The sequence below is a fragment of the Streptomyces sp. NPDC037242 genome (assembly GCF_055604165.1).
The window spans coordinates 103,536-124,377 of record NZ_JBVJUY010000025.1; the positions used below are offsets into that span (position 1 = coordinate 103,536).

Here is a 20,842-nt window from a genome sequence, read left to right on the forward strand (position 1 = left end):
GGAGATTCCGGTGCGGCGGGCGGGCAGGGCGTGGTGACCGTTCAGGAGCAGAGTGCACCGCCCAGCGTGAAGCGCGCCGGGATCGCGTTGGTGCCCGAATACGTCGCCTGGAAGCCGAAGCCCACGCTGCCGCCGGGTTCCAGCGTGCCGTTCCACCCGGCGTCCCGGGCGGTGACCGTACTGCCCGACTGGGTCACCGTGGCGTTCCAGCCGTTGCTGATCCGCTGATCACCCGCGAAGCTCCAGCCGAGGGTCCAGCCGGAGATCGTCGAGGTTCCGGTGTTCCTCACGGTCACCGTCGCGGTGAAACCGTTGCCCCAGGCGTTGTCGATCCGGTACGCCACCGTGCAGGAAGCCGCCGAAGCGTCGTCGTCCGCCTCCGTCGCCGTGAACGTCGCCGACTGCACGCCGGGACCACCGACCGTGAATGTCGCGCTGCCCGACGACGCGTCGGCGTCCGGCGCCGCAAGGACCGAAACCTGCTGCGCCGTCGCCCAGTCGGCCGGGGTGAATACCAAGGTCGCGGCTGCCGAGAGGTCCTCGTCGCCGGAGTTCCCGGCCACCGTCACCGTCACGTTCTGCGCGGGCGCGGCCGAGAGCCGCACGCCCACCGTCGCCGAGCCGCCCTCCGGGACCGTTACGGCCGCCGGTGCCACCTGCACCACGGGCGCCGCCGGGGCGCCGCGCCGCTCAGCCGCGAAGGCCGCCAGCCAGGCCAGCGAGGCGTTCCAGTTGATGGCCACCTCGTTGGTGGAGTACGAGCCGATGTCGTCCACGTAGCACGCCGCCGGTGCGCAGCCCGCCAGCTTCTCCTTGGCCACCGGGTCCTCCAGCCCGGCGTTCGGCCCTCCCGCGAAGGAACCGGCAGGCGGGTGCGGCAGCGAGGCGTCGTTCTGATGCGCCCAGAACCGGTGGTGCTGGTTCTCGGAAGTGCGGTCGCCGTAGCCGGTGACGTAGGAGAGGTCGAGCGCGTTACGGCCGAGCAGGTAGTCCAAGGACTCCAACGCTCCGGCCCGGTAGCGCTGTTGCCCGGTGATCTCGTACGCGACGGCCAGCACCATCGCGTTGTTGGTGACGGAACCGTTGGAGCCCCACACATAACCGGTGGCGGAGAGAGGCACTGCATAGCCCTGTCCTGACATGGTGGCCAGGTGGCCGTCGGCGGCCGTGGCCAGCAGGCCGCGCAGCCGCGTCACGTCGTCCGCGGGCAGGGTCACGCCGGCGACGGTGGCGAGGGTGATGCGGCCGAGCGTCGCGGTGCCGCCCCACCAGAACGCGTCGACGGGCTTGGCGTGGTGCGGGGAGGAGGTGACGGCGTCCCGGTACTGAGACTCGCCGGTGGTGGCCAGGAGTTCCGCCGCCGCCCAGTAGAACTCGTCGGACACGTCGGCGTCCTCGTAGGCACCGCCGCCGGTGCTGTCCCCCGCCGGGGCGAGCACGTTCGGGTTGGCCTTGGCGGCCGTCCAGGCGCGCCGGGCCGCGTCCAGGCAGCGCGCGGCGAACGCGGAGTCGTACGGCGCGTACACCCGGGCACACTGCGCGGCCGAGGCCGCCAGGTTCAGCGTCGCGGCAGTCGAAGGTTTGTGCAACTCACGCTGCTCGGCGTCCAGTTCCGGCCGCGTCGGCAGGGCAGTCCACTTGGCGTCGTGCATCTTGTGGAAGGCCATCCCGGCCATCGGCTTCCCGGACGGGACCTGCATCCGCAGCAGGAACTCCAATTCCCAACGAGCCTCGTCCAGCACGTCCGGCGTCCCGTTGCCGCGCTCCGGGACCCGCAGCGTCCCATCGCCGAGCGCCGAGTCGCCACCCGAACGGCGGGCCCGCTCGTAGGAGTTGACCATCTCCCAGACCGAGATGCCACCGTTGACCACGTACTTGCCCTGGTCGCCGGCGTCGTACCAGCCTCCGCGCACGTCCAGTTGGTAGTCGCAGACACCGGGCTGGCAGGGGACGCCGGTGTCGCCCTTGTTCGGGGCGACGCCCAGGTGCCCGGCGGGGCGGGCGTACGCGCTGCCGCCCGCCAGGGCGGCGTCGATGGCGATGCCGCTGCGCTGCTGGTAGAAGAAGGACATGCTGTCGGCGCGCAGTCCGTCATACAGCGACGCGGAGATGTCGAAGGGGTGGCTCGCCCGACCGTCGACGATCAGGGTGAAGCCGGTGCCGGTGCCGGCGTACGCGCCGAAGTCCACCAGGTGCGCGGACTGGCCGGACGCCTGGTCGGAGCCGCGCACCGTGGTGGCGCCCGAAGCGGCCACCGCGCCGGAGGCGTCGCGCAGTTGCCAGGCGAGCGGGGCGGTCGCGGAGCTGGCCACGGTGGCCCGCTTGGGGCCGTCGGGCAGGTAGCCGAGCTGGTTGACCCGGACGGGCGTGTCGGCAGCGGCGGCCACAGTGGCGGCAGCCGCGACCGGACCGGCCAGGGCAGCCGTGGACAGGCCGCCGACAGCCAGCGCGAAGCCGGCGAGCACGGCGGCCGCGCGACGTGGCACGCCGCGGGCGGGGGTGACAGGAGGCACGGTGAGGCCTTCCTCGGTGGGTGAGGGGCAGGGTGGGAGCGCTCCCAATCAAGCCAGGCACCTGACGGACCCGTCAAGCCACCGGTACGAACCGGCGGTTGAGCGAACCGCATCCGGGAACAGGCCGACTGCCACCACGGCTTCGGCGCACGTGAACCGGTGGCCCGAAACCGACGATCAGAGGCGGCTCCGGCCTCGCGAAGGAGACTCGCACGTCCCAACCCCCACCCCCGAGCCTCACCCATGCGTCGGCCGGGTGCCTGGACATCGACGGGCGGCCAGCCCGGTCGCGCACCACGTGGAGGCGGCGCCCGTAGGGGAAGGTGCCGGTCGCGGCGGTGACGGACCCGGGCAGGCCGCGCCTACCGCTACGGGGGCGGCGCCAGCCAGTCGACCGGCCACCGGCGACCGGGAAAGGTCGCGCCCCGGCACAGGGCCGACCCAGGCGATCCGGGGTCGTACCAGGCCGGCGCCGTGGCATCGGCGACCGCGAGGCGTCCACCCAGGGGGGCGAGCTCACGTGCTGCGGGCGACAGAACCTCGCGATCGCCCGACGCCCCCTCCCCCACCGGCGCCGCAGGCCGTCGGCGGTCTGCCGCAGGTCGCCGCGCCGTGAGGCGGTACTCGGCCTCAGACGCCCGGGGCGTGAGGGGCGTTGCCGTAATAGGCGTCCGGTCCGTGCTTGCGGGTGAAGTGCCGCTCCAGCAGATGCCTCGGCGGTTCGGAGGTGTCTCCGAGGCGGGAGCCCAGTGCCAGCGTGTGCAGCGCCATCTCCGCCACGGCCTCGCAGACGATGGCGTTCTCCAGCGCAGCCTTCGCGGTGGCACCCCAGGTGAAGGGGCCGTGCCGTGAGACGAGCGCGCCGGGGACCTCGTCGGCCCGGCGGGGGTCGCCGTCGAGCCGGGCGACGATCACCTGCCCGGTGTTGTACTCGTAGTCCCGCGCGCACTGCTCGGCGGTGAGGTCCGCCGTCACGGGGACGGGCCCGTTGAAGGTGTCGGCGTGCGTCGTGCCGAGCACGGGGATCGGGCGGCGTGCCTGGGCGAAGGCGACGGCGTGCGCCGAGTGCGTGTGAGTGACGCCGCCGATGGAGGGGAAGGCCCGGTAGAGGCACCGATGGGTTTCGGTATCGGTGGACGGCCTGAGGTGTCCGTCGACGACCCTCCCGTCCTCCAGCGCCACCACCACCAGGTCGTCCTCGGTGAGGTCGGCGTAGGAGACCCCGGACGGCTTGATGACGAAGACGCCGGCGTCTCGATCCACCCCACTGACGTTTCCCCAGGTGAGGGTGGCCAGACCGGCCTCCGGGATGCGCAGGTTGGCCGCGAGGACCTCGCGACGGAGGTCCTTGGGAATGGTCTCGCTCACTACGCTCTCACCGTCTGTCTGACATGCGCGGCGGCCTCTTTGGACCGGCGTCCCGCCGGCCCCGCAGTCGCGCATGAGCGGGCTGGACTGATCCGGGGCCGCTCCGGGCATCTCGGCTGCGCTGTCGCACCTGTCCCACTCCACAGAGCCACCCCGATCGAATTGTTAACGCTAACAAGCAGTAACCTCAAGAGGTACGAGAAGATTCATGTCCCCACCATGCGACCAACGCTGCATAATGTGAACGCCCACATCGATCCTGATCGACGAACCCCCGGCCGGTCCGAGACATGTGCGGGCCGCGGCTGGTTCGATACCTTGAGGGAAGGCCGCTCGATGAGGAAAGGAAGAGAGTTGACCCAGCTCCCAGACGTCTCGCGAGCGCCCACCATGACGGACGTCGCACGTGTCGCCGGTGTGTCCCACCAGACCGTTTCGCGGGTGCTCAGCGACCACCCGAACGTCAGCGCCAAGACCCGGGCCGCCGTAACAGAGGTCATCGAGCAGCTGGGGTACCGCCGCAACTCGGCAGCCCGGGCCCTGGCCACTCGCCGGACCCACACGCTGGGCGTCATCGCGGTGAACACCACCCTGCACGGGCCCGCCAGCACCGTGGCGGGAGTTCAGGAGGCGGCTCGCGATCGCGGCTATCTGACGTCCGCCGTGACGCTCCGGACCGCCACGCAGACGGCCCTCGCCGAAGCCATGCAGCACCTCGCCGGGTGGGGCGTCGAGGGGATCGTCGCCGTCACCCCCCAACGCGCCGCGGTGAGGGCCCTGGCGGCATTGGAGGCACCGTGCCCCGTGGTCACCGTGGAAGGCGGCCACACCCTCGACCTGCCAGGGGTGTCCCTGGACCAGAGCCTCGGCGCTCGCATGATCACGGAACATCTTCTCGCGTCGGGCCACGCCACCGTGTGGCATGTCGCGGGCCCTGCCGACTGGCTCGAGAGCGAGGCCCGCACGCAGGGGTGGGAGGACACGCTACGAGATGCCGGCGCCGAGGTGCCGCCCCTGCTGCGCGGCGACTGGAGTCCGCTGTCGGGATACCAGGCCGGCCAGCAGCTCGCGGGCCGGGTCCGGGCGTCACGAGGGCAGGGAGCGGGCCTCACCGCGGTGTTCGTCGCCAACGACCAGATGGCCCTCGGAGTCCTGCGGGCCCTGCGGGAGGCGGGCCTGCGCACGCCGGAGGACGTAGCGGTCGCCGGCTTCGACGACATCCCCGAGGCGGAGTTCTTCCCACCTCCGCTGACGACCATCCGTCAGGACTTCGCCTCGCTCGGCCGCGACAGCATCGGGCTGCTCCTGGACCACATCGAAGGCCGGACCGACGAGTCGACGCACCTGGTGGTGGCGCCCGAGCTCATCGTGCGGGCCAGCACGGCCCGCAGGATCACTCCCCCCGGCAAGTGAACCCCACCTGACCCGCACGCGCCCGGTGCCCCTGCGGCACCGGACAGCGGCGACGGTCGACGCAGCCCCCCTCAGGCGGTGACCGCGGTGAAACTGTGGATCGTGGTGGACCGGTACAGCTCGCCCGGGCGCAGCAGGACCGTCGGGTAGTCGGGGCGGTTCGGCGAGTCCGGGAAGTGCTGGGTTTCCAGCGCGATGCCCGCGTAGGCCTGGTAGGGCCTGCCTCCCTTGCCCGTGATGTCACCGGTCAGGCCTTGGGCGGTGTAGACCTGGATGCCCGGTTCCGTGGTGAGCACGTCCATGCGGCGGCCGGATACGGGGGCGTACAGCACGGCGGCCTTGCGGGGACGGGCTCCCCGGGCGCCGTCGAGGACCCAATTGTGGTCGAAGCCGCCACCGGCGAGGGCCAGTTGCACATCCGTATGGGTCAGTACGTCGGACAGCCGCCGGGACCGGCGAAGGTCGAACGGGGTGCCGCTGACCGAGCGGTGGGGACCGTCGGGGATCAGCTCGCTGTCGACGGGGGTGTAGAGGGGGGCCTCGACCTGGAGATGGTGGGCCAGGACGTTGCCGCGCCCCTCCCCTTCGAGGTTCCAGTAGGCGTGGTTGGTGAGGTTGACGATCGTCGGCGCGTCGGCGACCGCCTGGTACGACAGGGTCAGGTTGTCGTCCCGGTCCAGGGTGTAGGTGACGCGCACGTTGAGGGCGCCGGGGAATCCCTGGTCGCCGTCGGGGCTGTGCAGGAACAGACGGACACCGGTGCGGTGCGCGGAGTGGAAGGGCTCGCACCGCCACACGCGTTGGTCGAACCCGTCGGGACCGCCGTGCAGCGTGTGCCCGGCTTCCTGGGTGGCGAGCCGGTGGGTGACGCCGTCGACGACGAACCGGCCGCGCGCGATGCGGTTGGCATAACGGCCCACCGTCGCACCGAAGTAGCGTGCGGAGCCCTCGCAGGCGCCGGCGTCGCGGGCGGCGAGCACCACGTCGGCGGTGTGGCCCCAGCGGTCCGGCAGGATCAGGGAATGGAGGCGGGCGCCGCGCGTGTGGACCTCCGCGCAGGCCCCTCCGGGAAAGCCGAACCGCCACCTCTCCCCCGGTCCTTCATCGTCCAGGCGCAGAGGGCGGGCCGTCCGCGGACTGGCGGCGGTCCGCCTGGGCTCGGCTGCCCGCTCGACGGATTCGTATGCGTGTTCCATGACGGTATTCCCTGGAAGTCGGTCCACCGCGGGGCGCGCCGGGAAGCGAGCTGAGATCGCGGCGCGCAACCGCGGAGGCACGGGCTGATGGGCTGCGGAGCCGGAGCCGGAGCCGGAGTCAGTCGGTGGCGGCGCGGCGGCCGCTCATCAGACGTTGCAGCACGATGAACACGAGCAGCAGCGCGCCGATGACGATCCGGGTCCACCAGGAGCTGAGCGTGCCCTGGAAGTTCACGACCGTCTGGATCATGCCGAGGACGAGCACGCCGAGGGCGGTGCCCAGGACGAAGCCGGAGCCGCCGGTCAGCAGCGTGCCGCCGATCACGGTGGCGGCGATCGCGTCGAGTTCCATGCCCATGGCGTGGAGGGCGTAGCCGGAGAGCATGTAGAAGGTCAGCAGCAGGCCACCGAGTGCGGAGCACAGGCCGCTGACGGCGTACACGCCGATCTTGGTGGAGCCCGCCGGAAGACCCATCAGGCGTGCGGAGGACTCGTTGCCGCCCAGCGCGTACACGTTGCGACCGAAGCGCGTGTGGTGCAGTACGACGAAGGCGATCACCAGCACGGCCAGCGCGATGACCACCGGGATCGATACGAACAGGCCCCCCGGGCCGTACAGCCGGGTCTGCGCGATCTTCGCCGTTGCGGGGTCGCTGATCGTGATGGATTCGGTGCTGATCGTGTAGCAGAGCCCGCGGGCGAGGAACATGCCGGCCAGGGTGACGATGAACGGCTGGATCTCGAAGGTGTGGATGATCCAGCCCATGAGCGCCCCGCTCGCGGCGCCGACCAGCAGGACCAGGGGGATGACGGTGGCCAGGGGCCAGCCGTGCGACTCGACCAGCCAGGCGGTGATCATGGTCGAGAGGGCCACCATGGAGCCGACGGACAGATCGATGCCGCCTGTGAGGATGACGAAGGTCGCCCCGACCGCGACGACCAGGAGGAATCCGTTGTCGATCAGCAGGTTCAGCACCACTTGCGCGGAGAGGAAGCCCTCGTAGCGCACCGACCCGACGCCGAACATGACGACCAGTAGGACGGCCGTGACGATCAGTGGGATACGGGTGCGGGTGCGCGGCGACACGGTCGCGAAGGGGCGGGTGAGCCCAGCGGCGGCGCTCGCGATGCCGGTACTCATGCGCCTGCCTCCTGCTGCTGCGGGGCGGCGCCCGCTGTGGTGTGGGATCGGGGAGTGGTCGTCCTGCGGCGGCGCAGGACCTTGGCCCGGAAGACCGGGGACTGCACGAGGCAGACGACGATGACGACGAAGGCCTTGAAGACGAGGGTGGTCTCGGGTGGGACACCCAGGGTGTAGACGGTGGTGGACAGGGTCTGGATGATCAGGGCGCCCAGGACGGTGCCGCCGAGGGAGAAGCGTCCTCCGGTCAGGGTGGTACCACCGACGACGACGGCGAGGATCGCATCGAGCTCGATCCACAGGCCGGCGTTGTTGCCGTCGGCGCTGGAGACGTTGGAGCTGATCATCAGCCCGGCGACGGCGGCGCAGAGCGCGCTGAAGACGTAGACCAGGGCGATCAGTCCGCCGGCCCGGATGCCGACCAGGCGGCTGGCGGCGGGGTTGCCGCCGACGGATTCGATCAGCATGCCGAGTGCGCTGCGACGGGTGGCGAAGGCGGTGAGCGCGACGAGGGCGGCTGCCAGGAGGACGGCGAACGGGAAGGTCAGCCAGTAGCCGCCTCCGATCATCTTGTAGGGGGCGCTGGTCACCGTGATGATCTGGCCGTCGGTGATCAGTTGGGCCACGCCGCGGCCCGCGACCATGAGGATCAAGGTGGCCACGATGGGCTGCACCCCCAGCCCGGACACCAGGAAGCCGTTGGCCAGGCCCAGCACGAGGGCGACGCCGAGCGCGAGGGCAACGGCCGTGAGCATGGTGGCGACACTGCCGGGATCTGCGGCGGTGGAGATGTGCCCACAGGCGAGGGCACCGGCGATGGCGACGGTGGCACCCACCGAGAGGTCGATCCCGCGGGTGGCGATGACCAGGGTCATGCCGAGCGCCACCAGGATGAGGGGTGCGCCGAACTGCAGGATGTCGATGAGGCTGCCGTAGAGGTGGCCGTCGCGTACGCGGACGGAGAAGAAGTCGTGGTGGAAGGCGAGGTTGCCCAGGAGCAGGGCCAGCAGGATGAGCGCGGGCCACAGCAGGCGGTGGCCGGCCAGCCGTCTCCCGATCGCGCCGGCCGCCTCGGACCTGGTGGGTTGGGGGGTCATGAGTCCGCTCCGGTGGCGATGGTCGTGAGGAGGCGTTCGGGCGTGACGGTGTCGTCGTTCGCCAGGGTGGCCACCATGCGGTGGTCTCGGAGCACGGCGATGCGGTGGCTCAGGCGCAGGACCTCTTCGAGCTCCGCCGAGATGAACAGCACGGAGGTGCCTTCGCCCGCCAGGCGGGCCACGAGTTTCTGGATCTCCGCCTTGGCTCCGATGTCGATGCCCCGGGTGGGTTCGTCGAGGATCAGGAGCCGGGGGGCGGTCAGCAGCCAGCGCGCGAGGAGGACCTTCTGCTGGTTGCCTCCGCTGAGGTGGCGTACCTGCGCTTCGGGGTCGCCGGGGCGGATGTCCAGGGCTTCGATCCAGTGCCGCGCCAGTTCGTCCTGTTTGGCTCGGGCCAGCGGCCTGGTCCAGCCGCGGGCGGCCTGCAACGCGAGGATGATGTTCTCGCGGACCGTGAGCTCGCCCACCAGCCCCTCGGACTTGCGGTTCTCGGAGCAGAACGCGATGCCCCGGGCGATGGCGTGGCGGGGGGTGCGCAGGACCGCCTTCTCGCCCTCGATGCTCACCTCTCCGGCGTCCGCGCTGTCCGCGCCGAACAGGAGGCGCGCCACCTCGGTGCGGCCCGAACCCAGGAGGCCCGCCAGCCCGATGACCTCGCCGGCGTGGATGTCGAGGTCGTACGGTTCGATCGAGCCCGTGCGGGTCAGTTGTCGCGCCCGGAGGAACGGCACGCCGGCCGCCCGTACGGCCGCTTCCTCGTGGGCACGGCCGGACAGCTGGTCGAGGGTGGCCAGTTCTCCGCCGATCATGCGCTGTACCAACGTCACCGGCGTCAGTTCCCCGATGGGGTACTCGCCTTCCAGTCGGCCGTTGCGCAGGATGGTGACGCGGTCGCAGAGGTCGAATACCTGGTCGAGGAAGTGCGTGACGAACAGGATGGCCACACCGCGGTCCCGCAGGCGCCGCACCAGTGTGAAGAGCTGGGCGACCTCCTCGCGGTCCAGGCTGGAGGTGGGTTCGTCCAGCACGAGCACCTTCGCCGAGACGTCCACCGCCCGTACGATGGCGACCAGTTGCTGTACCGCCAGCGAATGCGACGCGAGCAGACTGGTGACGTCCAGGTCGAGGTCCAGTTCCGTCAGCAGCTCGGCCGCCCGCTGCCGCAGCGCGGACCAGTGGATGAGACCGAACCGGCGCGGTTCGCGCCCGATGAGGATGTTCTCGGCGACCGAGATGTTCGGGCAGAGGTTCACCTCCTGGTAGACGGTGCTGATTCCGGCCCGCTGCGCCTGGAGGGGGTCCGCGAACGCGTGGGGCCGGCCGTCGACCACGAGGGTGCCGCCGTCGGCGGGGTGGACACCGGTGAGCACCTTGATCAAGGTGGACTTCCCGGCGCCGTTCTCGCCCATCAGGGCGTGCACCTCACCGGGGAAGAGCCGCAGGGCGACTCCGTCGAGGGCGAGCACGCCCGGGAACTGCTTTCGGATGCCCTGGGCTTCCAGGACGGGTCGCGGGCCACCCGCGTCCGTGGGCCGCGGGGTGGTGGACGGGGATGCCATCCGCCCTCCTCTCATGGGTGGGGGTGGTGGAGCGGGCTGCCGACACCGGAGGAGGCACCTGGGCCGTCTCTTTCCGATCTTGTCTGCCGAGCCGAAAGAGACGGTCTGGGACGGCCTGGGACGGGCCTCCTCCCGCACCGGAACCTGCTGCGTCAGTAGCTCCGGGACGGCAGCGCGGCCGCGGCCTTGTCCTGCGGGAAGACACCCTCCTGGGTCTCGATGCGGGGCGGTACGCTCTCCCCCGCCGCGACCTTCTTGGTCAGCTCCATCAGCTGGTCACCGAGCATCGGGTTGCACTCCACCACGACGTTGATCTTTCCCTCGGTCATCGCGACGAAGGCGTCTTTGATCCCGTCCACCGAGATCACCTTGATGTCCGTACCGGGCTTCTTGCCGGACTCCTCGATGGCCTGGATGGCGCCGAGGGCCATGTCGTCGTTGTGGGCGTAGAGGACGTCGATGTCCTTCTGGGACTTCAGGAACGCCTGCATGACCTCCTTGCCCTTGGCTCGGGTGAAGTCGCCCGTCTGCGAGGCGACGATCTTGAACTTGCCGTCGGCCCGGATCGCGTCGGCGAAGCCGGCCTTGCGGTCGTTGGCGGGTGCGGAGCCCGTGGTGCCCTGGAGCTCGACGATGTTCACCGGGCCCTGCTCGTTCGCATAGGCGGCGGTCAGCCACTCGCCCGCCGACTTGCCCTCCTTGACGAAGTCCGAGCCCAGGAAGGTCTTGTAGAGGGAGGTGTCCTTGGCGTCCACGGCACGGTCGGTGAGGATGACCGGGATGCCCGCGTCCTTGGCCTCCTTCAGCACCGTGTCCCAGCCGGACTCCACGACCGGCGAGAAGGCGATGACGTCGACCTTCTGCTGGATGAAGTTGCGGATCGCCTTGATCTGGTTCTCCTGCTTCTGCTGTGCGTCGGAGAACTTGAGGGTGATCCCGGCCTTCTTCGCCGCCTCCTGGACGGACTTGGTGTTGGCGGTGCGCCAGCCGCTCTCGGCGCCGACCTGGGCGAAGCCGAGCGTGATCGTCTTTCCGGATCCCGCCTTGGCCTCCGAGGGGGAGCTGGAGGCGGGGCTGCTGGTCGAGCAGGCGGTCAACGAGGAGGTGAGAAGGGCGGCGGTGAGGACGAGAACTGCTCTGCGAGCCATGCCGGGTGTCCTTTCGGGGTGTACGGGAAGAAGCGCCGCACGGCCGGGGCCGGGCTTTGCCCACCAGGAGTCCCAGGAGTCCTAGGAGTCCCCGGAGTGCCGCGGTGCACGACGGCCCGGGTGGCCGACGTCCAGGGGTGGCCGGCGTCCGGGTCGACAGGAGAGGGACCCCCCTTGAGGGGGCACCGTGGCATTGTGAGCGCTAACAAGCCAGCTTCTCAACCCCCTTGCGCACGTTACCTCCCCGTTACCGCCTAGGCCACGGCGTCGATGGAGCTCACGCGTGATCCACGCAGACCCCTTGCCTATCGACATTGTTAGCGCTCACAATGCAATGCATTCGACCCACCGGCCGACCGCCACGATCGCGGGCGGCAACGCCGCCTGCCGGGCCGCCGCCTGCCGCCCCGCGGCTCCTTCGAAAGGCACTCCGTTGACCTCACCCAGCCCCCTCGCGCCCACCCCTTGTTCCGAGGAATCGGAGCGGTACACGGTCGGCGTCGACTTCGGCACGCTGTCGGGCCGCGCCGTGGTGGTGCGGGTTCGCGACGGTCAGGAGCTGGCCGCGGCGGTCCACGTCTACCGGCACGGCGTCATCGACCGCTACCTGCCGCACGGCGGTCCGCACCTTCCTCCGGACTGGGCCCTGCAACACCCCCAGGACTGGCGGGACGTACTGGGTCACGCCGTCCCGCAGGCCGTGGCGGCGGCCGGGATCGACCCCGCCGCGGTGATCGGCATCGCCACCGACTTCACCGCCTGCACCGTCCTGCCCACGCTGGCCGACGGGACCCCCCTCGCCGAGACCGAGCTCGCCGGACGGCCGCACGCGTGGCCCAAACTGTGGAAGCACCACTCCGCCCAGTCGCATGCCGACCGCATCAACGAACTCGCCCACGCCCGCGGGGAGAAATGGATCGCCCGCTACGGCGGCCGGATCTCCGCCGAGTGGCAGTTCGCGAAGGCCCTCCAGGTCCTGGAGGAGGATCCGCTCGTCTACGAAACCTGCGCGCGGTGGATCGAGGCCGCCGACTGGATCGTGTGGCAGCTCACCGGAGCCGAGTCCCGCAACGCCTGCACGGCCGGTTACAAGGGCATCCACCAGGACGGCGCCTACCCGAGCGAGGAGTACCTGGCCGCGCTGAACCCCCGGTTCGCCGACTTCGCGCGCACCCGCCTCGAATTCCCCCTCTCCGCGCTGGGCTCACGAGTGGGCTCGCTCAGCACGGAGGCGGCAGCGTGGACGGGGCTGCGCCCCGGCATCGCCGTGGCCGCTGGCAACGTCGACGCCCATGTCACCGCGGCGGCGGCCCAGGCCGTCGAGGACGGCTCGCTGCTCGCCATCATGGGGACCTCCACCTGCCACGTCGTGAACTCCCCCGTCCTCGCCGACGTTCCCGGCATCTGCGGTGTCGTGGCCGGCGGGATCGTCGAGGGGACCTACGGCTACGAGGCCGGCCAGAGCGCGGTCGGCGACATCTTCGCCTGGGTACTGGACCAGGGCGTCCCGTCGGACTACCTCGCCGAGGCCGCCGACCGCGGCGAGGACCTGCACGCCCTACTGACCCGCAAAGCCGCCGGCCAGCCGGTCGGCGGACACGGACTGGTCGCCCTCGACTGGCTGAACGGAAACCGTTCGGTCCTCGTCGACCACCACCTCTCCGGAGTCATCGCGGGCCTCACCCTCGCGACCCGCCCCGAGGACGTCTACCGCGCGCTGCTCGAAGCCACCGCGTTCGGCACCCGCGTCATCGTGGAGGCCCTGGAGACCGGCGGCGTACCGGTGCACGAGTTCATCGTCGCCGGCGGACTGGCCAAGAACGAACTGCTGATGCAGATCTACTCCGACGTGCTGCGCCGCCCCGTCTCCCTGGCCGCGTCCGACCAGGGCCCCGCCCTCGGGTCGGCCATCCACGCCGCCGTAGCCGCCGGGGCGCATGCGGACGTACGCACGGCCACCGCCGCCATGGGCCGCCGCCTGCCCGCCGTCTACACGCCCGACGCCTCCCGGGCCGACGCCTACGACGCCCTCTTCGCCGAATACCGGCTCCTGCACGACCACTTCGCCGTCGGCGGCCTGCTGCACCGGCTGAGGAGCATCCGCGACACGACCCGCACCGGGGGCTGACCCCGCCCCGCTGTTCGCCACCACTTCTTCGTCACCACTTCCCCACCCGCCCGCCGCCCCCACCCCCGTTGCGGGACGTCACCTCCAGGAGTCCATGTGCCCAGCCGAACATCTCCCGCCCAGGAAATCTGGTTCCTCACGGGCAGCCAAGGCCTGTACGGGGAGGAGACCCTGAAGCAGGTCGCAGAACAGTCGCGGCAGATCGCCACCACCCTGGCCGACGTCGCCGGCATTCCCGCACGTGTCGTGTGGAAGCCGGTACTGACCGACGCCGACGCCATCCGCCGCACATGCCTCGTTGCGAACGCCGACGACCGGTGCATCGGGCTCATCGCCTGGATGCACACCTTCTCACCGGCCAAGATGTGGATCGCCGGACTGGACGCGCTGCGCAAGCCGTTGCTGCACCTCCACACCCAGTCGAACGTGGCCCTGCCCTGGGGCACCATCGACATGGACTTCATGAACCTCAACCAAGCCGCCCACGGGGACCGCGAGTTCGGGCACATCCAGACCCGTCTCGGCGTCCCCCGCAAGACCGTGGCCGGCCACGTCACCGATCCCGTCACGACCGCACGCGTCGCGATCTGGGCCCGGGCGGCCGCCGCGCGATCCGAACTGGCCACCCTCAAGGTCGCCCGCTTCGGCGACAACATGCGCGACGTGGCCGTCACCGAGGGCGACAAGGTCGAGGCCCAGTTGCGCTTCGGCGTCTCCGTCAACACCTACGGCGTCAACGACCTGGTGGAGGCCGTCGACAGCGCGGACGAGAGCGAGGTGGCTTCCCTCGCCGAGGAGTACGCGGACCTGTACCACCTGGCGCCGGAACTGCGACCGGGCGGCGAACGGCACGACTCGCTGCGTTACGCGGCCCGCATCGAAGCCGGCCTGCGCACCTTCCTCGAAACGGGCGGCTTCGGGGCCTTCACCACCAACTTCGAGGACCTGGGCGGACTGCGCCAGCTGCCCGGCCTCGCGGTCCAGCGGCTCATGGCCCAGGGCTACGGCTTCGGAGGAGAGGGCGACTGGAAGACCGCCACCCTGCTGCGCACCCTCAAGGTGGCCGCCACCGGTCTCCCGGGCGGTACCTCCTTCATGGAGGACTACACCTACGACATGACACCCGGCAACGAGCTCATCCTCGGCGCACACATGCTGGAGGTCTGCCCCACCATCGCGACCGCCAGGCCCAGCTGTCAGATCCACCCCCTCGGCATCGGCGGGCGGGAGGACCCGGTGCGCCTGGTGTTCGACGCGGCCCCCGGGCCGGCCGTGGTGGTCGGGCTCGCCGACCTCGGCGACCGCTTCCGCCTGATCGCCAATGACATCGACGTGGTGGCACCCCCTCATCCGCTGCCCGCCCTGCCCGTCGCCCGCGCGGTCTGGCGGCCCCGCCCCGACCTGCGGACCTCCACCGAATCCTGGCTGACGGCCGGAGGGCCGCACCACACCGTCCTCAGCACCGCCCTCACCTCCGACCACCTCGACGACCTGGCCGAGATGCTCCGCATGGAACTCGCGCTCATCGACGAGACCACCACCCCGAAGCAGTTCCGGCGCGATCTCCGCTGGAACCAGGCGTACCACCGGCTCGCACTGGGCCTGTGAACCGCTCGGAGCCCGGTGCATATGAGAGCGTGTGACGGGCGGACGTGTAGAGGCCGGGCAGGCCCTGAGGGCCTGCCCGGCCTCGTCGTACGCGGAGCCGTCTCCGGGCGGGGCGCTCTGTTATTCGAGCAGCTCCGCGTACGAGCCCATGGCCAGGGCGATGTCCGCCTGGGCCCAGAACCGGTGGTACGTGAAGACGGGCGCCGCGCCGCCCGCGAGGTAGGCCTCGACCTTCGGCCAGGCCGGGTCGTTCTTGTAGAAGCCACGGATCGAGGCGAAGGTGGACGAGGAGTTCACCGTGTCGCCGTTCGGCATCTTTCCGGTCCACGTGCTGGGCACGTACACCGGGTCGTTGAAGCGCTTGTAGTCGGTCCGGGTCTCCTGGACGGAGAGGCCCAGGGGGTCCTGGTGGTGGGCCCACATGCCGTCGAGCAGGGCCTTGGCGACGCGCTTGGCCTCGGCGTTGCCGGACTTCGCGGCGTAGTGGATCAGGGTATTGGCGTAGGAAGCGGCCACGCCCACGTCGTCGGTGTAGTCGGCGACGGTGACGTGCAGCCCCGCGTTGGCGCCGGGAGCGGACGCGTTCCAGGTGTCCGGGGCACCGGACCATTTGAGGGTGGAGGGGATCCGGTAGGTGCCGTCGGGGTTGATCGTGGTCTTCGACAGGGCCCAGCCGACCCACTTGTCGAGCACGGTCTTGGCGGCGGCGTCACCCGTCTGCTGGTACAGCTCGGCGACCCGCTGCATGGACCAGGCCTGGAACCCGAACCACTGGTTGGACGCCGGGTCGTGGTAGACGGGCTTCTCGTCGTAGAAGAGGCCGTGGAAGGTGGGGGTTCCGGCCGGGGGCTGTGCGTAGCGCCCCTGCCAGCTGTTGGTGGCGCCACCTGCGATGGCGCCCTCGTCGGACTGGAGCCAGCGGTAGAACTCCAGCTGCCGGTCGAGGCTGGTCCCCCAGTCCGCCGAGCCGGTCGCCGACTTGGGCTTCAGCGGGGCGTACTCGCTGAGCGCGTAAGCGGCGAGGGGGTTCTGATAGCCGGCGTGCGCGTGGCTGGAGCCGATCCGCCAGGACCAGCCGGCCGAGGTGTCGGTGGCACCGCCCCAGGCGTAGTACCAGGACATCAGGTAGTGCGCGCTGTCCTTGCCGGTACCGGCGGGGCAGATGGTCGGCCCGACACAGTTCCCCGTCTTCTTGAAGTACTTGTCGAACATGGAGTACCGCAGGTAATCGCCCATCTTCGCCGCCTTGGAGACGGTCGCGGTGACCTGGGTGCCCTTGCCCTGCTCCTTGGCCCAGATGTCTGCCCAGTAGGCGGCCTGGATGGCGCGCGCGTCGGCGTCCGGGGCATTGGTGAACTTCCACTGCTTGGCGTAGGAGGCGTCCCCGGTGAAGAGGTCGAGGTAGCCGTTCTTGCCACCGTAGGCGAACTTGTCGCAGGTGGGGTGCGGAACGGTCTCCCAGACCGATTCCTCGGGCCCGCGCTGGAAGGTGTTGATGTACGAGGGCCCGGTCGCGGCCGGTCCGGTGGAGCACTTTCCGGGCTCGTTGCCGTAGCCGTAGACGTTGTCGACGTCCTGGAGCCAGTGCATGCCGTAGATGTCGTCCGTGCCGTACGCGCTCTTCAGCTCGCCCGCGATGGGGTCCACGCCGGCGGCGACCGTCCCGTCGAGCCTGGCCGGGTACTGCGAAGGCAGGTCGTGCTCGGGGGCGTAGGTGGCGGGTTTGGAGGCGTTGTAGGAGCCCGTCGTGGGCTGGTCGGCGTGCGTGGGGATCATGAACTTCTCCATGGTCTCCCACGCGCCGTTGAACTTGGTCCAGTCCCCGGTGGTCTTCCCGTACATCGCCTGGAGCCAGATCAGATAGCTGTAGGCCTCCGACGTCGTCTCGTGCCCGTGGTCCGGGGCCTCCACGATCAGTGTCTCGACGGAGTGGTACGGGATGCCCTCGGGCGAGAAGTAGCCGTTGGCGGGGCTGGTGATCTTCCCGTAGAGGTCGAGGAAGCGTGCGTCGTACGTGGAGTCGGCGGCCAACTCGGTGACCGTCACCTCGGCCTTCGCGTGGCCGGGGGCGGTCACGGTGAAGACGGCGGAGCCGCTGCCGGTGGTCCCGGCGGTGACCGTCACCTTCTGGGCGGTGTTCCAGTTCGCCGGGGTGAACGTGAGCGTGGCGGGCGTCGCCGCGAGGTCGGTGTTGCCCGAGGTGCGGGCGACGCCCACCGTGACGTTCGCGGCCGGCTGCTTGGAGAGCTTCAGGTCGAAGGTGCCCGTCTCCCCGCGGCGTACGGAGAACTGCCCGGGGGTGGCGACGAGTGCGGGGCCTGCGGCGACGGTGATGCCGACGGGGGCCGACTCGGCGGAGGCCCCGAGGCTGTCGTAGGCCTTGGCGTAGAGGGAGTGGGAACCGGCTGCGAGGCCGGTGGCATCCAGGGTGAAGGGCGCCGTGGTGTCCGTGCCCAGGAGCGTGGTGTCGCTGTAGAACTCGACCTTGCCCACGGTGGCGCCGTCGGCCGCGGCGGCGGTGGCGGCCAGCGGGACGGGAGTGCCCGCCGTGTAGACGGCGCCGGCGGTGGGGCTGGTCAGGACGGCGACCGGGGGTTGGTGGGCTCCGGTGCACGGGGTGCCGTTGACGGCGAAGGAAGTGGGGGCGGCGTTGGTCCCGCTGTAGCTGAACTGGGCGCCGGCGGTGACGGCCGCGCCGGGGGCGACGGTCTTGCTCCAGTCCGGGGCCGAGACGCGGACGCTCTTGCCGGACTGGGTCCAAACGCCGTTCCAGCCGTTGGTCAGCTGCTGGTTGCCGGAGTAGTCGTAGGTGAGGTTCCAGCCGTCGAGGGCGGTCGCGGACCGGTTGGTGAGGGTGAGTTCGGCGGTGAAGCCCGAACCCCAGTCGTTGGTCCTGTAGTCGACGCTGCACTGCACCGCCGCGGCTGCGGCGGTGGTGGCGCCGACGGCCGTGAGGCCCAGGGGGAGGGAGAGGGCCACGGCCGTGGCGGATGCGGTCAGCAGTTTGCGTCGTCCGTGGATTCCGGGTGGGGGATGTGACGGCATGCGGATGGTTCTCCTCGCGGCTCGGGGAGACGGGGTGGGAGGAGCGGCTACGCATAAGCTCTGAACCAGTGGGAGCGCTCCCACTGTGCAGAGGCGGCGCGACGGCGTCAAGACGTGTGAAGAGTCGAAAGCAATCTGCGAGGAATTTACTCAACTCCTCTTTTGCTTGGCGGCACTTGGCGCTACGGTCTGGCCCCAACCAGTGGGAGCGGTTCCATCTGCCAGCACTGCTCGGCGGAGCAGTGCTGACCTCGCGCGACGGCGGTACCTCCCGGTTCCCGGGATCGCCTGCGACGACCCGAGCCAGTGGCTCATCCGTTCCCCACCCTCGCCTCGCCTCGGTCGCGGACCGGGCCCCCGGTCGCGGGCGAGAGCGGCGAACACACCTGCGGACACGGGTTCATCGACCGCGCCACCGCCCGGTTCCGACGACCGGGCCCGCTCCGCATGACGGCACCCCCTGTATGACGTCACCCCTCCGCACAACGGCACTCCCCCCATTCGGCACCGGGTGTGCGACCGCCTGCGCACCCTGAACTGAAAGGCACTCCGCGACATGAGCCGCACCATCCCCCGCACCGCCTTACTGGCGGCCCTCAGTCTCGTCACGGCCGCCGGCGCCACGGCCACGGCGTTCGGCACCAGCGCCGGCGCCGCCACCGCCGCCGGCTGCAAGGTCGAGTACCAGATCTCGAACCAGTGGAACACCGGCTTCGGCGCCAACGTGATCGTCACCAACACCGGTGACCCGGTCGCCTCCTGGACCGTGGAGTGGTCCTACGCGAACGGCGAGCAGGTCACCCAGGGCTGGAACGCCACCATCACCCAGTCCGGGGCCGCGGTGACCGCGAAGAGCATGTCCTACAACGGGTCGCTGGCCACCGGCGGTTCGACCTCCTTCGGGTTCAACGGTTCGCACACCGGCACGAACGCCGTCCCCGCGACCTTCAAGCTCAACGGTGTCACCTGCAACGGCGCCACCGACCCGACCCAGCCCCCCACGACACCCCCGACGACCCCGCCCACGACGCCGCCGACCACGCCTCCGCCCACCGGCGGCAAGGTCGACAACCCCTACGCCGGCGCCAAGATGTACGTGAACCCCGAGTGGTCGGCCCATGCCGCCGCCGAACCTGGCGGCAGCAGGGTCTCCAACCAGCCCACCGCCGTATGGCTGGACCGCATCGCCCTCGTCACGGGCACGAGCGGCACGATGGGTCTGCGCGACCACCTGGACGCTGCCCTGACACAGAAGGGCAGCGGCGAACTCGTCGTCCAGCTGGTGATCTACAACCTGCCCGGACGGGACTGCTCCGCGCTCGCCTCCAACGGCGAGCTGGGCCCCACCGAGATCGACAAGTACAAGACGCAGTACATCGACCCGATCGCCGCGATCCTCGCCGAGAGCAAGTACGCGGGGCTGCGGATCGTCACCACCGTCGAGATCGACTCCCTGCCGAACCTGGTCACCAACGTCTCCGGCCGCCCCACCGCAACCGCCAACTGCGACGTGATGAAGACCAACGGCAACTACGTCAAGGGCGTCGGCTACGCCCTGAACAAGCTCGGCTCGATCGCCAACGTCTACAACTACGTCGACGCCGGCCACCACGGCTGGCTCGGCTGGGACGACAACCTCGGCGCCTCCGCCGAGATGTTCAAGCAGGCCGCGACCGCCGAGGGCTCCACACTCTCCAAGGTGCACGGCTTCATCGTCAACACCGCCAACTACAGCGCCCTGAAGGAGGACCACTTCAAGATCGAGGACTCCGTCAACGGCACCTCCGTGCGCCAGTCGAAGTGGGTCGACTGGAACCGCTACACCGACGAACTGTCCTACGCCCAAGGCATGCGGACCAAGCTGGTCTCCCTAGGCTTCGACGCCAACATCGGCATGCTGATCGACACCTCCCGCAACGGCTGGGGCGGCACCGCCCGCCCGACCGGACCCGGCGCATTGACGAGCGTTGACACGTACGTCAACGGCGGCCGCTACGACCGGCGCATCCACCTCGGCAACTGGTGCAACCAGTCCGGCGCCGGCCTCGGCGAACGACCTCAAGCGGCCCCGGCCGCCGGCATCGACGCCTACGTGTGGATCAAGCCCCCGGGCGAGTCCGACGGGGCGAGCAAGGAGATCCCGAACAACGAGGGCAAGGGCTTCGACCGGATGTGCGACCCCACTTACACGGGCAACGTACGCAACGGCAACAGCATGTCGGGGTCCCTCCCGAACGCACCGCTCGCCGGCCAGTGGTTCTCCGCCCAGTTCCAGGAGCTCATGAAGAACGCCCACCCGGCGCTGTGACGCAGGGCAGGTGACGAGCCCGGAGCCTTACGGAAGCATTCCCTTCCGGCGGGGCTCCGGGCCTCGGCACGCTCGGTGCGGAGCAGCCGGCTGGCTGGCTGGCTGGCTGGCTGGCTGGCTGGCGGAGCGACTCAGGAGGAGTCCCGCACGACCAGTTCCGTCGGGAGCACCCGGCGCGGCTCCTCACCCATGCCCTGCGTCGGGGCGGCGCCGGCTCGGGACTCCTCGGCGATCTTCTGGAGCAGCAGCCTGGTCATCGTGCGGCCCATCTCCTCGATCGGCTGGCGCACGCTGGTCAGGGGCGGATCCATCAGACGC

Annotated in this window: 13 protein-coding genes; 4 read left to right on the top strand and 9 right to left on the bottom strand. The window is 70.4% G+C overall.

All coding sequences use genetic code 11. From position 1 onward, the window contains the following. Nucleotides 1–41 precede the first annotated feature (41 nt). Nucleotides 42–2,513 carry a glycoside hydrolase family 9 protein gene (locus ACZ7GJ_RS26925; RefSeq protein WP_470755467.1) on the bottom strand — a complete coding sequence of 824 codons (2,472 nt, stop codon included), beginning with the start codon at nt 2,511–2,513 and terminating at the stop codon, nt 42–44. 630 nt (nt 2,514–3,143) lie between these two features. Then, nucleotides 3,144–3,881, bottom strand: a complete 738-nt coding sequence (gene araD / locus ACZ7GJ_RS26930) for an L-ribulose-5-phosphate 4-epimerase AraD (protein WP_470755469.1) — start codon at nt 3,879–3,881, stop codon at nt 3,144–3,146. 336 nt (nt 3,882–4,217) lie between these two features. Between araD and ACZ7GJ_RS26935 the strand changes: the two genes are divergently transcribed. After that, nucleotides 4,218–5,294 carry a LacI family DNA-binding transcriptional regulator gene (locus ACZ7GJ_RS26935; protein WP_470755471.1) on the top strand — a complete coding sequence of 359 codons (1,077 nt, stop codon included), beginning with the start codon at nt 4,218–4,220 and terminating at the stop codon, nt 5,292–5,294. 71 nt (nt 5,295–5,365) lie between these two features. Here the strand turns inward: ACZ7GJ_RS26935 and ACZ7GJ_RS26940 are convergent, their stop codons facing one another. The 5 genes from ACZ7GJ_RS26940 to ACZ7GJ_RS26960 all read right to left on the bottom strand — a co-directional run bounded on the left by ACZ7GJ_RS26940 (nt 5,366) and on the right by ACZ7GJ_RS26960 (nt 11,435). Beyond that, a complete protein-coding gene (locus tag ACZ7GJ_RS26940; RefSeq protein WP_470755472.1) occupies nt 5,366–6,490 on the bottom strand; it encodes an aldose epimerase family protein in 1,125 nt (374 codons plus the stop codon). A 118-nt stretch (nt 6,491–6,608) separates the two neighbouring features. Beyond that, on the bottom strand, nt 6,609–7,631 hold the full coding sequence (yjfF, locus tag ACZ7GJ_RS26945; protein WP_470755473.1) for a galactofuranose ABC transporter, permease protein YjfF: 1,023 nt from the start codon (nt 7,629–7,631) through the stop codon (nt 6,609–6,611). Beyond that, nucleotides 7,628–8,728 carry an ABC transporter permease gene (locus tag ACZ7GJ_RS26950; RefSeq protein ID WP_470755475.1) on the bottom strand — a complete coding sequence of 367 codons (1,101 nt, stop codon included), beginning with the start codon at nt 8,726–8,728 and terminating at the stop codon, nt 7,628–7,630. The genes yjfF and ACZ7GJ_RS26950 overlap by 4 nt, the downstream gene beginning before the upstream one ends. Continuing rightward, nucleotides 8,725–10,287 carry a sugar ABC transporter ATP-binding protein gene (locus ACZ7GJ_RS26955; protein ID WP_470755476.1) on the bottom strand — a complete coding sequence of 521 codons (1,563 nt, stop codon included), beginning with the start codon at nt 10,285–10,287 and terminating at the stop codon, nt 8,725–8,727. Before ACZ7GJ_RS26955 ends, ACZ7GJ_RS26950 begins: the two co-directional genes overlap by 4 nt. Before the next feature lie 152 nt (nt 10,288–10,439). Further along, a complete protein-coding gene (locus ACZ7GJ_RS26960; protein ID WP_470755478.1) occupies nt 10,440–11,435 on the bottom strand; it encodes an ABC transporter substrate-binding protein in 996 nt (331 codons plus the stop codon). Between the two features lie 433 nt (nt 11,436–11,868). On the opposite strand from ACZ7GJ_RS26960, the gene ACZ7GJ_RS26965 reads away from it, so the two are divergent. Next, nucleotides 11,869–13,563: a ribulokinase gene (locus ACZ7GJ_RS26965; RefSeq protein WP_470755480.1), complete on the top strand. Its 1,695-nt coding sequence runs from the start codon at nt 11,869–11,871 to the stop codon at nt 13,561–13,563. A gap of 96 nt (nt 13,564–13,659) precedes the next feature. Further along, a complete protein-coding gene (araA, locus tag ACZ7GJ_RS26970; RefSeq protein ID WP_470755481.1) occupies nt 13,660–15,171 on the top strand; it encodes an L-arabinose isomerase in 1,512 nt (503 codons plus the stop codon). Nucleotides 15,172–15,291: 120 nt separating this feature from the next. Here the strand turns inward: araA and ACZ7GJ_RS26975 are convergent, their stop codons facing one another. Next, nucleotides 15,292–18,216 carry a glycoside hydrolase family 48 protein gene (locus tag ACZ7GJ_RS26975; RefSeq protein WP_470755482.1) on the bottom strand — a complete coding sequence of 975 codons (2,925 nt, stop codon included), beginning with the start codon at nt 18,214–18,216 and terminating at the stop codon, nt 15,292–15,294. 556 nt (nt 18,217–18,772) lie between these two features. On the opposite strand from ACZ7GJ_RS26975, the gene ACZ7GJ_RS26980 reads away from it, so the two are divergent. Continuing rightward, on the top strand, nt 18,773–20,524 hold the full coding sequence (locus tag ACZ7GJ_RS26980) for a glycoside hydrolase family 6 protein (protein WP_470755483.1): 1,752 nt from the start codon (nt 18,773–18,775) through the stop codon (nt 20,522–20,524). Nucleotides 20,525–20,655: 131 nt separating this feature from the next. Here ACZ7GJ_RS26980 and ACZ7GJ_RS26985 read toward each other — a convergent pair. After that, nucleotides 20,656–20,842 (bottom strand): substrate-binding domain-containing protein (locus tag ACZ7GJ_RS26985; protein ID WP_470755485.1); only part of this gene is annotated, 187 nt, incomplete at its 5' end.

What these genes read in the sequence shown, in the direction of transcription:
- ACZ7GJ_RS26935 (WP_470755471.1), top strand. Translation starts at nt 4,218, where the DNA reads ATGAGGAAAGGAAGAGAGTTGACCCAGCTCCCAGACGTCTCGCGAGCG.
- ACZ7GJ_RS26940 (WP_470755472.1), bottom strand. Translation starts at nt 6,490, where the DNA reads ATGGAACACGCATACGAATCCGTCGAGCGGGCAGCCGAGCCCAGGCGG.
- yjfF (WP_470755473.1), bottom strand. Translation starts at nt 7,631, where the DNA reads ATGAGTACCGGCATCGCGAGCGCCGCCGCTGGGCTCACCCGCCCCTTC.
- ACZ7GJ_RS26950 (WP_470755475.1), bottom strand. Translation starts at nt 8,728, where the DNA reads ATGACCCCCCAACCCACCAGGTCCGAGGCGGCCGGCGCGATCGGGAGA.
- ACZ7GJ_RS26955 (WP_470755476.1), bottom strand. Translation starts at nt 10,287, where the DNA reads ATGGCATCCCCGTCCACCACCCCGCGGCCCACGGACGCGGGTGGCCCG.
- ACZ7GJ_RS26960 (WP_470755478.1), bottom strand. Translation starts at nt 11,435, where the DNA reads ATGGCTCGCAGAGCAGTTCTCGTCCTCACCGCCGCCCTTCTCACCTCC.
- ACZ7GJ_RS26975 (WP_470755482.1), bottom strand. Translation starts at nt 18,216, where the DNA reads ATGCCGTCACATCCCCCACCCGGAATCCACGGACGACGCAAACTGCTG.
- ACZ7GJ_RS26980 (WP_470755483.1), top strand. Translation starts at nt 18,773, where the DNA reads ATGAGCCGCACCATCCCCCGCACCGCCTTACTGGCGGCCCTCAGTCTC.